Source organism: Herbidospora cretacea, assembly GCF_001570605.1.
In the GTDB taxonomy this organism is placed as follows: domain Bacteria; phylum Actinomycetota; class Actinomycetes; order Streptosporangiales; family Streptosporangiaceae; genus Herbidospora; species Herbidospora cretacea.
This window is the reverse complement of the sequence record NZ_BBXG01000013.1, coordinates 40491-54057: the sequence shown is the minus strand read 5'-3', so window position 1 is coordinate 54057 and position 13567 is coordinate 40491. Positions and strand designations below refer to the sequence as shown.

Annotated in this window: 14 protein-coding genes; 8 read left to right on the top strand and 6 right to left on the bottom strand. The window is 71.4% G+C overall.

The window, feature by feature from the left end:
* Positions 1-4: 4 nt before the first annotated feature.
* The 3 genes from AW270_RS24305 to AW270_RS24295 form a co-directional block, all read right to left on the bottom strand.
* Complete coding sequence (locus tag AW270_RS24305; RefSeq protein WP_061297732.1) at positions 5-1351, bottom strand: NAD(P)/FAD-dependent oxidoreductase; 1347 nt, start codon at positions 1349-1351, stop codon at positions 5-7.
* A gap of 20 nt (positions 1352-1371) precedes the next feature.
* Complete coding sequence (locus AW270_RS24300) at positions 1372-1788, bottom strand: ATP-binding protein (protein WP_061297730.1); 417 nt, start codon at positions 1786-1788, stop codon at positions 1372-1374.
* 101 nt (positions 1789-1889) lie between these two features.
* Complete coding sequence (locus tag AW270_RS24295; protein WP_061297727.1) at positions 1890-2666, bottom strand: SigB/SigF/SigG family RNA polymerase sigma factor; 777 nt, start codon at positions 2664-2666, stop codon at positions 1890-1892.
* A 190-nt stretch (positions 2667-2856) separates the two neighbouring features.
* Between AW270_RS24295 and AW270_RS24290 the strand changes: the two genes are divergently transcribed.
* On the top strand, positions 2857-3198 hold the full coding sequence (locus tag AW270_RS24290) for an STAS domain-containing protein (protein WP_245674836.1): 342 nt from the start codon (positions 2857-2859) through the stop codon (positions 3196-3198).
* Here the strand turns inward: AW270_RS24290 and AW270_RS24285 are convergent.
* The gene (locus AW270_RS24285) at positions 3195-3890 is read right to left on the bottom strand and encodes a GAF and ANTAR domain-containing protein (RefSeq protein WP_245674835.1); all 696 of its coding nucleotides are present in this window, start codon (positions 3888-3890) and stop codon (positions 3195-3197) included. The genes AW270_RS24290 and AW270_RS24285 overlap by 4 nt on opposite strands.
* Positions 3891-3958: 68 nt before the next feature.
* Here AW270_RS24285 and AW270_RS24280 point away from each other — a divergent pair, with 68 nt between their 5' ends.
* The 3 genes from AW270_RS24280 to AW270_RS24270 all read left to right on the top strand — a co-directional run bounded on the left by AW270_RS24280 (position 3959) and on the right by AW270_RS24270 (position 7704).
* Positions 3959-5734, top strand: coding sequence for a SpoIIE family protein phosphatase (locus AW270_RS24280; RefSeq protein ID WP_061297719.1), 1776 nt, complete (start codon positions 3959-3961; stop codon positions 5732-5734).
* Between the two features lie 9 nt (positions 5735-5743).
* The gene (locus tag AW270_RS24275; protein WP_061297717.1) at positions 5744-6544 is read left to right on the top strand and encodes an MEDS domain-containing protein; all 801 of its coding nucleotides are present in this window, start codon (positions 5744-5746) and stop codon (positions 6542-6544) included.
* Positions 6545-6660: 116 nt separating this feature from the next.
* Positions 6661-7704, top strand: a complete 1044-nt coding sequence (locus tag AW270_RS24270; protein WP_061297714.1) for a glycosyltransferase — start codon at positions 6661-6663, stop codon at positions 7702-7704.
* Positions 7705-8008: 304 nt separating this feature from the next.
* Here AW270_RS24270 and AW270_RS24265 read toward each other — a convergent pair whose 3' ends face one another.
* Positions 8009-9022 (bottom strand): PucR family transcriptional regulator, encoded by a 1014-nt coding sequence (locus AW270_RS24265; RefSeq protein ID WP_245674834.1) that lies wholly within the window; start codon positions 9020-9022, stop codon positions 8009-8011.
* Between the two features lie 83 nt (positions 9023-9105).
* Here AW270_RS24265 and AW270_RS24260 point away from each other — a divergent pair, with 83 nt between their 5' ends.
* Genes AW270_RS24260 through AW270_RS24250 form a run of 3 tightly spaced genes read left to right on the top strand, consistent with a single transcriptional unit; the run spans position 9106 to position 12530 of the window.
* Positions 9106-10017: a proline dehydrogenase family protein gene (locus tag AW270_RS24260; protein ID WP_061297708.1), complete on the top strand. Its 912-nt coding sequence runs from the start codon at positions 9106-9108 to the stop codon at positions 10015-10017.
* Positions 10017-11669, top strand: coding sequence for an L-glutamate gamma-semialdehyde dehydrogenase (pruA, locus tag AW270_RS24255; RefSeq protein WP_061297706.1), 1653 nt, complete (start codon positions 10017-10019; stop codon positions 11667-11669). The genes AW270_RS24260 and pruA overlap by 1 nt, the downstream gene beginning before the upstream one ends.
* A gap of 15 nt (positions 11670-11684) precedes the next feature.
* Entirely contained in the window at positions 11685-12530 is an 846-nt protein-coding gene (locus AW270_RS24250) for an ROK family protein (protein ID WP_082801801.1), read from the top strand.
* Here the strand turns inward: AW270_RS24250 and AW270_RS24245 are convergent.
* Complete coding sequence (locus AW270_RS24245; RefSeq protein ID WP_174549888.1) at positions 12523-12999, bottom strand: DoxX family membrane protein; 477 nt, start codon at positions 12997-12999, stop codon at positions 12523-12525. The genes AW270_RS24250 and AW270_RS24245 overlap by 8 nt on opposite strands.
* A gap of 151 nt (positions 13000-13150) precedes the next feature.
* Between AW270_RS24245 and AW270_RS24240 the strand changes: the two genes are divergently transcribed.
* Positions 13151-13534: a pyridoxamine 5'-phosphate oxidase family protein gene (locus tag AW270_RS24240; RefSeq protein WP_061297704.1), complete on the top strand. Its 384-nt coding sequence runs from the start codon at positions 13151-13153 to the stop codon at positions 13532-13534.
* The last annotated feature ends 33 nt before the right edge of the window (positions 13535-13567 follow it).

The following is a 13567-nucleotide window of genomic DNA, read 5'->3' as shown; positions in this document are numbered from 1 at the left end:
CCCCTTATCGGTTCGCGGGTGGCCGGGGGTTACTCCCGGCCTCCTCCGTCCTGATCGCGTACTCGAACTCCTCGCGCGGACGGGCCAGCGCGCCCAGCGCGACGACCTCGCGCTTGAAGAACAGCGCCAGCGTCCAATCCATCAGGATGCGGGCCTTGCGGTTGAAGGTCGGCATCCGGGTCAGGTGGTAGGTCCGGTGCATGAACCAGGCCGGGAAGCCGCGCACCTGGAGCCCGTAGACGTTCGCGACCCCCTGGTGCAGGCCCAGCGAGGCGACCGATCCGGCGTTCTTGTGCCGGTAGGGCGTGAGCTTCCGGCCCCGGATCCGCGCGACCAGGTTGTCGGCCAGCCTGGCCCCCTGCCGGACGGCGTGCTGGGCGTTGGGCGGGCAGAACTGGCCGGGCTGGGTCAGGTCGGGGACCGCCGCCGAGTCGCCGGCCGCGAAGGCGTAGTCGGTGCCCTCGATCAGCAGTTCGGCCGAGGTCGCCACGCGGCCCCGGTCGCCCTGGGGCAGGTGCTGGACCAGCGGGTTGGCCTTCACTCCGGCCGTCCACACCAGGGTCTCGCAGGGGAAGGACTCGCCGTCGTCGAGGACCACCACGTCGTGCTCGACCGACTTGACCCTCGTGTTGAGCCGCACGTCCACGCCGCGTTTGCGCAGTTCGTCGGCTGCCCACTCGCCCATCGACATGCCGACCTCGGGGAGGATGCGGTCGCTGGCCTCGATCAGCATCCAGCGCATCGAGTCGCGGTTGATGCCGTGGAAGTAGCGGCAGGCGTCGGCCGTCATGTCCTCCAGCTCGGCCAGCGCCTCCACCCCGGCGAACCCGGCCCCGACGAAGACGAAGGTCAGCGCGCGGGCCCGCACCTCGGGATCACTGGTCGAGGCCGCCAGGTCGAGCTTGCCGAGGATGTGGTTGCGGAGGTGGATGGCCTCTTCGACGGTCTTGAAGCCGATGCCGTGCTCGGCGAGGCCGGGGATGGGCAGCGTCTTGGTGATCGACCCCGGGCAGAAGACCAGGTAGTCGTAGTCGATCACCTGCCGAGGGCCCTCCGGCGGCTCGAACCTGGCCGACTTGCCGGCCAGGTCGATGTCGCAGATCCGGCCGCTGAGGATCTTGCAGCGGGTCAGGACCTTCCGCAACGAGACCACGACGTGCCGGGGCTCCAGGTTGCCCGCAGCCGCCTCGGGGAGGAACGACTGATAGGTCATGTACGAGTCGAGGTCGGCCACGGTGATGGCGACCCTGCCCTCCCGGAGCTCCCTGCGCAGCCGCCGCTGGAGCCGGAGGGCGACGAACATGCCGACGTTGCCCCCGCCGACCACCAGAATTCTGGATATTGGGGTCATTTCATCCCCGTCCCCTCGAATCAGAGGGGGAAACGCATCACCACGGTCGATCCCGTCGGGCCGGTGACGACGTTCATGTGGCTGCTGAGCCGCCGGGCCACCCACAGGCCCATCCCGCTCGTCGCGTTCTCACGCGGCGGGGTGAAGCCGGGGGGCGACTCCGGCGACCAGTGCCGGCCCTCGTCGTGGACGTCGGCCACGAGAGAGCCGGGCTCGAAGGAGATCTTCAACCGGGCCTTGGTGGCGCCGTGGGTCACGGCGTTGGTGGTGACCTCGTTGAGGGCGACCAGGAAGTCGTTCACCCGGTCTTCCGGCATCCCGCCACGGCGGGCGAGCGCAGCCGCGAACTCCCGCACGTCGGGCAGATCGGCGAGGGAGAAGGTGATCTCCTTCGCGCCACCCGGTGCGGGCGGCGGCGCGACGCCGTCCTCGTTCACCCGCTAACGCCTTCCACTAGTGGCGGCACTCCGAAGAAAGATACCCCGGGTCATCGTGGCAGGTTGCCCGATATCCCGGAGAATCGGGCGGAAAACCGCCATTAGGCGACAAGCTCCGCGCGGAGCTGGTCGAGAACCTTCCTCAGAATCCGCGACACATGCATCTGGGAGATGTCGAACTCGGCGGCGATCTCCGCCTGCGTCATGTTGCCATAGAACCGTAGCAGGAGGATGTTCTTCTCCCTCTCCGGCAGTCCGTCGATCAGCGGCTTGACCGCCTCGCGGTCGACGAGGGTGGCGAGGCTGTCGTCGCTGTCGGGGATCACGTCACCCAGAGCGGCCGCGTCGTCGTCGGCGCCCATCGGCGCGTCGAGGGACAGGGTGCTGTACGCCGCCGAGGCGTCCAGCGTGAGGATCATGTCCTCCTCGGAGATGCCCATCCGCTCGGCCAGCTCGGCGACCGTGGGGAACCGGCCGTTCTCCTGGGTCATGTCGGCGACCAGGCGGTTCAGCTCCGAGCGGCGCTCCTGGTAGAGACGCGGGACCCGGACGGCCCAGGTGCGGTCGCGGAAGTGCCGCTTGACCTCGCCGGTCATGGTGACCATGGCGTAGCCGCGGAAGCTGTGGCCCAAGGTGGGGTCGAAGCCGTTGATGGCCTTCATCAGCCCGACGTACGCGGCCTGGAGAAGGTCCTCCATCGGCTCGCCCCGGTGCAGGTAGCGCCGGGCGATGTCGCGGGCCATGGGGCGGTGCATCTCGACGATGAGCTCGCGCAGCCGGGCGGCGCGCTCGTCGGTGGTGCCGGGCTCGCCCAGTTCGGCGAGCAGGTCTTCGGCGGTGACTTCGGTGGTGGGGTCGGCCATCAGGTAGGCAGGCATGTCGCCGTCTCCTAGGGGGTTTCGCGAGACCACCGCCCCCGGAAAACCAGAAAGGTCCGCAGGCAGGCACGTCTCACTCAAGAACACGAGACGAAGCCCTCTGCTGGACCTCTGCGAACATAATGCCCCTAATCGGGGCGTTACACAACTCCCGCGAGAACAGTAAGGTTGCGTCGAAGGAGGCGAGGCGGTGGCAACCCTGACGATGCGATCGAGTGCCGTGGCGGAATACGTGGTGGTCCACATTGACGGGATCCTCGACGCCACCACCCGTGAGCAGTTCTCCGACCACCTCGATGCGGTCGTCGACGACCACGGGCCCGACATGATCCTCGATCTGGGCGGCGTGACGTTCATGGACTCTCGGGCGCTCGGGCTGATCGTGCACCACTGGCAGCGGGCGACCGCGGCGGGTGGTCACTTCGCGCTGGTCAACGTGCAATATCCGGCCTCGAAGGTGATGTGGGTGACCGGCCTCGCGCAGCGGCTGCCCATGTTCGAGACCGTCGACGAGGCCGTCGCGGCGGCCTAGCTCTTGGCGTTCTTCTGCTGGTGCTCGGTGACCAGCAGTTTCGCCAGGTCGGCGACCTTGACCTGATGGTGCTGGGAGATCCGGCGCAGCTCGTCGAAAGCCTCCTCGGGGCTGACCCCGCTGGCCTGCATGATGATGCCCTTGGCCTGGTCGATCAGCGCCCGGCCGGCCATCGCCTCCTGCATCTGGGCCGCGCCGGTCAGCACGTCGTCGAACTCCCAGATGTTCGCCAGCGCGACCGTGACCTGCTCGCGGAGCAGCTCGCTCAGCGCCACGTGGTCGGCGAACATCCCCGGCCTCACCCCGTAGAGCCCGATGACCACGATCGCGCCGTCGACCTCCACGGGCAGCACCAGGATCGAGCGCACCCCGTGGCGAACCGCGGCGGCGGCGTAACGTGGCCAGCGCTGGTCGCGCATGACGTCGCCCACCACGATCGGCCGGCCGCTGCGCAGGGCCTCCCGCGAGGGCCCTTCGCGCAGGTCGCGCTCCCGGTCGGTGACGGCGATGAGCTCGCTGTGGGAGGACGCCAGCAGGACCCGGTCGTCCATCCAGAGTTCGGCGGTGCCACCCGCGCAGCCGGGCACGCCCCGGGCGATGGCCTCGGTAACCCCGCGCAGCACGCTCTCGGCGGAGGTTCCCTCGGTCACTCGTCCGAGGGCGGCGAGATCACGGGCGAGAATGGGAATCACAGGGAAGACCATTCCCCTAGTTTGGGGTCTAATCATCCGATGATGGACGTGAGAGGGAGCGCACACCGGTGACCGACCTGGAGCAGCGGCTGGGCGAGTTCGCGACGCAGGTCGCCGACCTGCCCCGCAGCCCCGAGCTCGAGACCGCCGAGGGCCTGGTCCGCGAGGCGCTGGCCGAGCTGGCCAAGGCGAAGCGGCGGCGCGACGGCGGCCCTCAGCGCGAGCAGAAACTGCTCCGGCAGATCTTCCGCACACTGCCGATCCCGGTGATCGTGATGGACACCGGCGGCACCGTCCGCCGGATCAACAACGAGACCACGCGGCTGCTCGGCAGCCCGGCCGGATATCTGATCGGCAGGGCGTTCCCCCTGCTCATCGAGTCGTCGAACCGGGCGGTCTTCCGGTCGCGGTTCGCCGAGGCGCTGCGCAGCGAGGAGAGCACGACCTTCGAGACCCGGCTGGCCCACCAGGGCCGGGCCCACACGGTCCGGCTGGTGCTGAGCCGCCTGCGAATGCCGGGCGAGCCGCAGGAGATGGTCGCGGCCGTCGCCCTGCCGACCGACGTGCAGCTCACCGGCCCCGGCAGCCTCAAGGACACCCCCGACGAGTCGCTGTTCCTGGAGGCGGCCCGCCGCCACGAGCTGTCGTCGCAGCTCACCCGGCTGCTGCTCGACGACGAGAGCCTCCGCGAGCCGGTCGCGCTGATCCGCGCGGCCCGCCTGCTGGGGGCCGAGACGGCCGACTGGGTGATCGCCGACATGGTCCGCGACGGCCACCTCCACCGGGCCGCCGTGATCGCCCCCTCGACCCAGCCGGTGGCCAAGCTCCAGCGCGCCGTCGAGACCCGCGACCCGGCCCAGTCGCCGCTGGTCGAGCGCGTGATGGCCACCCGGACCGGGGTCGTCCACGAGATGCTCAGCGACGACTCCCTGCTCGGGCCCGACGTGCTGACGCAGATGAAGGCGGGCTCCCTGCTGTCGGTGCCCATCCAGACCGACGACGAGCTCGCCGGGGTGCTGACCCTCGTACGGCTGAGAGACCGCCCCCCGTTCGGACTGGCCGATCTGGGGCTCCTGGAGGAGATCGGCAGCCACCTGGGGCTGGCCCTGCGGGCCCAGCGGAGCTTCCAGCGCAGCTCCAACGCCGCCGACGCGCTGCGCAGCGGCGTGCTCCCCCGGTCGCTGCCGGAGGTCGCCGGGTTCGAGACCGCCGCGATCTACCACCCCGGCTCGGCCATGCGGGCGATCGGCGGAGAGTTCTACGACGTCTTCCCGATGAAGGGCGGCTGGGGCTTCGTCATCGGCGGGGCCGCCGGGCGCGGCGAGGAGGCCGCCTCGGTGACCTCGCTGGTCCGCAACGGGATCCGGGTGCTCAGCGCCTTCGAACGCGACCCCGGCGAGGCCCTCCGCAAGGTCAACGACGCCCTGCTCGCCCAGCACACCGGCCTGTTCGTGATGGCCGCGGCCGGGTTCGTGCGCGGCCGGAAGGTCCGCCTCGCGTCCGCCGGGCACCACCCGGCCGCGCTGCTCCAGCCCGACGGCGGGGTGCGCTTCACCGAGGGCGGCGGGGTGCCGCTCGGCTTCGAGGAGGGCGCCGTGCCGGCCACCGAGGAGCTGACCCTGACCGCCGGCGAGACGCTGGTGCTCTACTCCGACGGCCTGGTCGGCGCCCGCAGCGCCGCCGGGGAGAACTACGGCGAGGCCCGGCTGACCGAGGTGCTCGCCCGGTGCGTCAACCAGCCGCCCGCCGCGGTGGTCAAAGCCATCGAGGAGGACCACCGCGCCTTCTGCTACGACGACGTCGTCGACGAGGTCACGGTTCTCACCCTGCGCCGTTCCCGCTAGCCTTGGCAGGTGCAGCCCGGTGACCACAGGTCCGTCGCCTACTCCGACGAGGCCGAGTTGGAGCCCGTGCTGGCCCCCTTCATCGGCGAAGGGCTGGCCGGCGCGGACAAGGTGCTGTACCTGACCGACGTGACCCACCCCGCCGTCGTGACGGGGCTGCTGCGCGGCTGGGGCGTCGACACCGCCGGCGCCGCCCGCTCCGGGCGGCTGGAGATCCGGCGGCTGGAGGAGTTCACCCCCGCCGACGTCGCCGTCCAGGCCGATCGCGCGCTGTCGGAGGGCTACCGGGCGCTGCGGGTGACCGGCGAGATGAGCTGGGCCGTCCGGGCCGGCCACAAGCGGCTGGCCGAGTTCGAGAACGGCCTGCAGAAGGTCTTCGACACCGGCGCCGCGCTCGGGGTGTGCCAGTTCGACAAGCGGCTGTTCGCGCCGGGCGTGCTGGCCGACCTGCTCCGGCTCCACCGGCCCGACGACCACGACCACGACCTGATGCTGGAGACCGGGCTGCTGCGCATCCGGCGGACCTTCGAGCCCGCCGGGATCCGGGTCGAGGGCGAGATCGACGCGACCTCCTCGGCCGAGCTCGCCCGGCGGCTGTTCGAGGCGGGCCAGACGGTTTCCGGCGATCTTCACGTCGATCTCCAGGGCGTGACGTTCATCGACCTGGCCGGGCTGCGGGCCCTGGTCGAGGCCGCCAAACACCTCGGTGACCAGCGGGAACTCGTTCTCGGCCCGATTCCCGACCACGTCGGCCAGCTCGTCCGGCTGATCGGCTGGCACACCTCGCCGGGCCTGCGGATCGACGAATAATTCTCTCAAAAACTTGCGTTTAGACCGCTTAGGTGTACGGTAAAGACCACAACATAGTTCGTGCCTAAGACGCAGGCACACCCCTTTCATCGCGCTTACTCGCCATGAGGTGTGTCATGCATATCGCCATCGTCGCCACGAACAACCTCTCCGCCGCCGCCCCCGCCGTCGCCCGTGAACTGGGCCGGGGCCACGAAGTCACCGTCTACACCCGGGACGACGCGCAGATCAAGGGCGTCCGGGTCGAGCGGGTGCCCGCCGGTCCCGACCGCGACCTCGCCGAGAACGAGCTCCTCCCCTACATCTCCGACTTCAGCGCGGGCCTCAAGCAGCGCTGGAACGCCGAGCGCCCCGACGTCATCCACGCCCACTCGTGGAGCGGCGGCCTGGCCGCCATCGCCGGCTCCGACGGCCTCGACGTGCCGGTGACCCAGACCTTCCACCACGACGACCGCCCCTCGGCTCAGGTCCTGCGGCTTGAGCGGGCCATCGGCCGCCGGGCCCGCGCGGTGATCGCGGCCTGCGCCGGCGAGGAGTCGGAGCTCATCCAGATGGGCGTGCCGCGCCGCAACATCTCGATCGTCCCGGGCGGCGTCGACATCGAGCGGTTCCGCCGCCAGGGCCCGGCCTTCCCCCGCGACGGCCACCCGCGCCTGCTGCACATCGGCGCCACCGGCGCCGGCGCCGTGGTCAACGCGCTGACCTCCGTCCCCGACGCCGAGCTGGTCGTGGCCGGCGGCGACGAGCCCGCCATAGAGCGGCTGCGCATGCTGGCCCGCGCCCGCGGCGTCCAGGAGCGGCTGACCCTGCTGGGCCAGGTCCCCCACAACGCGATGCCCAAGCTGATCCGCAGCGTCGACGTGGCCCTGTCCCTCCAGCCGACCGTGCCCACCGGCACCGCCGCCCTGGAGATCATGGCCTGCGGCATCCCGGTGATCGCCTCCGCCTCCGGCGCCCACCTCGACTCGGTCGTCGACGGCGTGACCGGCTTCCTGGTCCGCCGCCCGGTCGAGGTCACCGCCCGCATCCGCGACCTCCTCGGCGACCGCACCCTCCGCTCGGCCCTCGGCTTCGCCGGCGCCGACCGCGCCCGCTCCCGCTACTCGCTGGAGCGCGTCAGCCAGGAGCTCCTGCGCGTCTACGAGAGCGCCTGCGCCTGAACCTCTCCCCTGAGGGAAACAACCGAGCGTCCGCGAAGCTCCGGCCTTCGCGGACGCTCGGCCCGTTTCATCACTCTTTCCGGCCTCTCCGCACCACTGCGGCCCCTCATCTCCCCTGCGGCCCCGCTCATGGTGTTTTTTGCTTCCGTTACGGCTCCGCCTGGCCGGCACCGCCCGCCGCCCCGGTCCGCGCCGTAACCGGCGCCAACCGGCCGCGTCTCTCCCCGCCGTAACCGACATCAACCGGCCACGCCACCCTTGCGGGACCTGGCCGGTTCCTCCCATGGCGGGCAAGGTCCGGTTTTTACAGCCTCCGGGCCTTCAGTGACAGGTGGAGGAGGAGGCGGTCCTGGCCGTCCGACAGGTTCTTGCCGGTGAGTTGGGCGGCTTTGCCGAGGCGGTAGTACAAGGTCTGGCGGTGGATGCCGAGTTCTCCCGCTGTTCGTTGGACGTGGGCCGCGCGGTCGAGGTAGGTCTCCAGCGTCGTGGCCAGTTCATCCGGGAGGGCGGCCGACTCCCCCGCCAGCTCGGCCAGCTCGTGGTGGGGCAGTCTGACCAGGTAGCGGTAGACGCCCAGTTCCGACCAGTGCGCGACGGGGCTGCCGGTCTTCTCGGCCACGCGCAGCGCGTTGAGGGCCTCTCGCCAGCTCTCCCAGGCGTCCTCCGGGCCCTGACGGGGGTCGCCGGCGCCGACGGGGACGCCGTACATGGCGTGGAGGCTGGTGGCGGCCTCGCGGGCGCGGACCAGGGGGGCGAGGAAGGCCGGGTGGGCGCCCGACCGGCCGGTGAGCACGTCACGGGGGAGCGACCACGAGATGGGGACCTCGGCGGGGCCCGCCGCGACGGCCAGGGCGACCAGAGGGCCCTCGATCCCCCGGGCGGCCTCGGCGCGGACCTGCGGGTTCGGGGAGAACAGGTCGTCGAGGGGGGCCCGGCGGATCTGGGCCTCGTGGGCGAGCGCCGCCGCCAGGCTCGCGAACAGCGGTCCGGCCCGGTCGAGCAGGGCGTCGGGGAGCTTGCCGCTGTCCAGGAGCCACAGGTAGCCGTAGGTGACGCCCTTGTGCCGCAGGGGGACGCAGACGCGGGCGAGGAAGCCGGGGGCCTGCGGGATGCGTACGGGATGATCCGCGGTGGCGATCCCGTAGGCCTCGAAATGCGCCTTCGTGGCGGCGGTGGCGCGGCGGCGGAGGATGGACTCCTGGCGGACCTCGTCCACGACCCCGCTCTGGACACCGTAGGCGACCAGCTCGAACGCGCGGTCCTCGACGGTCACCGAGGCGTCGAGCAGGCGGGCGATCTCGTCGACCAGGTCTTGCATGGAGCCATTATTGTGCATTTGTCTGAAGAGACTTGGCCGGATGTCCGTGGAAGGGTACTTTCCGGGCGAATTACGCTGTGTGCATGCTCGGTTCCACGCTCCTCGCCGTGTCGAGGAATCCGCTCGCGCGCAAGGCCGTCACGGCCCTGCCGCCGACCCGGCGCGTCGTCGACCGGTTCGTCGCCGGGGAGGGCACCGCCGACGCGGTCGCCGCCGTCCGGCAGCTCGCCCGGTCGGGGCTCATGGTCACCATCGACCATCTGGGCGAGGAGGTGCGCGACACCTCGGCGGCCGTGACGACCGCCAAGGCCTACGTGGAGCTGCTCGGCGCGCTCGCCCCGCTCTGCCTGGGCCACCGGGCGGAGGTGTCGGTCAAGCTGTCGGCCGTCGGCCAGGCGCTCGACGACTCGATGGCGCTGGAGCACGCCCGGGAGATCTGCTCGGCCGCCCGCGACGCCGGCGCCACGGTCACCCTCGACATGGAGGACCACACGACGGTCGACTCCACGCTGGGCATCCTGCGCGACCTGCGGGCCGACTTCCCCGACGTCGGGGTGGCGATCCAGGCCTACCTGTTCCGCAGCGAGGCCGACTGCCACGACCTGCGCGACTCGCGGGTCAGGCTGGTGAAGGGCGCCTACCGCGAGCCCGCCTCGGTCGCCCACCAGAAGAAGACCGACGTCGACCTGGCCTACGTGCGCTGCCTGAAGGTCCTGATGGCGGGCGCCGGACACCCCATGGTGGCCACCCACGACGACCGGCTGATCTCCATCGCCGAACTGCTCGCCGACCGGCACGACCGGGCCCGCGACACCTACGAGTACCAGATGCTCTACGGCATCCGTACCGACAAGCAGCAGGCGCTCGCCAACTCGGGCGCCCTGGTCCGCGTGTACGTCCCCTACGGCGACGACTGGTACGGCTACTTCATGCGCCGCCTGGCCGAACGACCGGCCAACGTGGCATTCTTCCTGCGCTCTCTTGGGGGTAAGTGATGGACGCCGTCTCCACGGTCCCGGCACCGGTCAACGAGCCGGTCCGGTCCTACGGCCCCGGCAGCGCCGACCGCGCCATGCTGGAGGGGCGGCTGAAGGAACTGGCCGCCACCAGCATCGACCTGCCGATGACGATCGGCGGCGAGCGCCGGATGGCGGGCGGTGCGCCGATCCGAGTGGTCCAGCCGCACAACCACGCATCGGTGCTCGGCACGACCAACGACGCCACCCCCGCCGACGTGCGGGCGGCCGTCTCCAGCGCCCTGGGCGCGGCCCACGCGTGGCGTTCGCTGAGCTTCGACGAGCGGGCCGCGATCTTCCTGCGCGCGGCCGAGCTGCTGGCCGGGCCGTGGCGGGCCACCCTGAACGCCGCGACCATCCTGGGCCAGTCGAAGTCGGCCCAGCAGGCCGAGATCGACGCCGCGTGCGAGCTGATCGACTTCCTGCGGTTCAACGTCTCGTTCGCGCGCCAGCTCCTCACCGAGCAGCCGATCTCCTCGCCCGGCGTGTGGAACCGGATGGAGTACCGGCCGCTTGAGGGCTTCGTGCTGGCGATCACGCCGTTCAACTTCACCGCCATCGCCGCGAACCTGCCCGCCTCGGTGGCGCTGATGGGCAACGTGGTCGTCTGGAAGCCGTCCCCGACGCAGCAGTTCTCGGCCCACTTCACGATGGCGCTGCTGGAGGAGGCCGGGCTGCCGCCGGGCGTCATCAACCTGGTGACGGGCAACGGGTCGGCGGTCTCCGAGGTCGCGATGACCCACCCGGCGCTGGCCGGGATCCACTTCACCGGCTCGACCGCGACCTTCCAGCACCTGTGGTCGACCGTGGGCGCCAACATCGGCCGCTACCACGCCTACCCGAGGCTGGTCGGCGAGACGGGCGGCAAGGACTTCGTCCTCGCCCACCCCTCGGCCGACCCGGCGGCGCTGACCACCGCGCTGATCAGGGGCGCGTTCGAATACCAGGGCCAGAAGTGCTCGGCGGCCTCGCGGGCCTACGTCCCGCGCGCGATGTGGGACCGCATCCGCGACGACTTCGTGTCGCTGTCGGAGTCGCTGACCGTGGGCGACGTGGCGGGCGACCTGTCGACGTTCATGGGCGCGGTGATCGACGACCGCGCGTTCGCCAAGCACAAGGCGGCCATCGACCGGGCCCGCGCGACCGACGGCATCTCGGTCCTGACGGGCTCCTACGACGACTCCACGGGCTACTTCGTGAAGCCGACCGTGCTGGAGTGCGGTGACCCGACCGACGAGATCTTCACCACCGAGTACTTCGGCCCGATCCTCTCGGTCCACGTCTACGACGACTTCGACACGACCCTGACCCAGCTCGAATCGGCCACGCCGTACGCCCTGACCGGCGCGCTCATCGCCCGCGACCGCTACGCCATCGCCTCGGCCTCGGAGAAGCTCCGCTACGCCGCCGGCAACTTCTACGTGAACGACAAGCCCACCGGCGCCGTGGTCGGCCAGCAGCCGTTCGGCGGCGCGCGGGCCTCGGGCACCAACGACAAGGCGGGCTCGATCCTCAACCTGATCCGCTGGGTCAACGCCCGGACCATCAAGGAGACCTTCGTCCCGCCGGTCGTCGTGCCGCCGTACCGGGGAGACATCCCGCAGACCGGCTGGCAGCAGCCGGAGCTCTAACGGCAGACTACAGGGGTGATCAGGTACGGAGCCGTCGAAGCGGGCGGTACGAAATGGGTGTGCGCGCTCGCCGACACCGACGGAAAGGTCGTGGCCACCGAGGTGGTCCCGACGACGACCCCCGACGAGACCATCCCGGCCGCCGTCGACTTCTTCCGGCGGCATCCCGCGCCGGCTGCGGTCGGCGTGGCGACGTTCGGGCCGGTCGACCTGTCGACCGGGCACATCACGGCGACGCCCAAGCCGGGGTGGTCGGGGACCGATGTGGTGACGCCCTTCCGCGAGGGGCTGGGGGTGCCGGTCGGGCTCGACACCGACGTGAACGGGGCGGCGATCGGCGAGTTGCGCTACGGCGCGGGCCGGGGGCTGCACACCCTGGCGTACATGACGGTCGGCACCGGCATCGGGGTGGGCGTCATCGTCGACGGGCGTCCCCTCCACGGGCGGACCCACCCGGAGGCCGGGCACATGCTGGTCCCCCACGACACCAAGCGCGACCCGTTCCCCGGGATGTGCCCCTTCCACGGCGACTGCCTCGAAGGCCTGGCCTCGGGGTCGTCGATGCGGGCCCGCTGGGGACGGCCCGCCCAGGAGCTCGCCGACGGCGAGCCGTGGGACCTGGAGGCGGAGTACCTGGCGCTGGCCGTGCACAACCTGGCCTCGACGCTCTCCCCCCAGGCCGTCATCATCGGCGGCGGGGTCGGCGGGCGGCCGGGCCTGCTCGACCTGGTCCGGGCCCGCGCGGCCGAGCTGGCCGGGGGCTACGCCCTCGACACGCCGATCTTCGCGCCGGGGCTGGGGAACCTGTCGGGCGTGACGGGCGCGGCCGAGCTGGCCCGCATGGCGCTGAACGCTACCTGAGGACCGGGACGCCGCCGGTGAGCTCGGCCCACCGGCGGCCGAACCCCCACGTGTCGCCCGCGTCGGAGGCGGCCAGGCCGATCAGCACGACGGCGTAGACGACGTGGTCGTCGAGGAACGGGTTGGTCGTCAGCGGCAGCGCCGCACCCCACATCAGGAGCAGCATCACCGTCCCGGCCGCGGCGGCCACGCGCATCCCGACGCCGAGGATCAGCGCCGCCCCGACGCCCAGCAGCCCGGCCATGAACAGCACGTCGACCCACCCGTGCCCGGCGAGCGCCCCGTAGAGCCCGCCGAGCGGCCCGTCGGCGGCGCCCTTGAGGAAACCGGTCGTCGGGCTGCCGCCGTTCAGCCACGACCGCTCGCCGGGGGTGGCGAAGCCGAGGCCGAGCAGCTTGTCGAGGAAGGCCCAGAGGAACACCCAGCCGAGCATGATCCGGGCGACCGCCCAGATGTGGGTCGTGGTCATCGAAGGGCTCCTTGTGTACGAGGGGATCACGCCCCCCATCACACGCCCTCGGCCGTCCGGGCGGCAGAGCACGACGGCCCTTCGGGTGAGGACCTTCGGCAGGGTCCATCGGCCGTGGTCCCGGGCCCCCGGACCGCGCAGAGTGAGGGCCATGAGCACCCTGCGCGCACTCACCGACGAGGAATGCCTCGCCCTGATCGCCCCCGGCGGCATCGGCCGCATCGCCTTCACCGGGTCCCGCGGACCGACGATCCTCCCGGTCACCTACCGCCTCGCCGACGGCCTGATCGAGTTCACCACCCGCACCGGCGGCGCCATGGACGACGACCTGCGCACCCACGTCGACGACCTGGAGATCGTGGTCGCCTTCGAGGTCGACGCGATCGACCCCGTGCACCGCGAGGGCTGGAGCGTGCTGATCCAGGGCCCCTGCCACCACGCGGGGAACGCGCGGGGCGACTCATGGGCCGACGGCCGCGACCATCTGATCACCATCAGGCCCCACCGGATCACCGGCCGCCGGCTGGAGTCCTGACGGGCCCGCAGGCCGCCTGTTCCCGGAATGGCG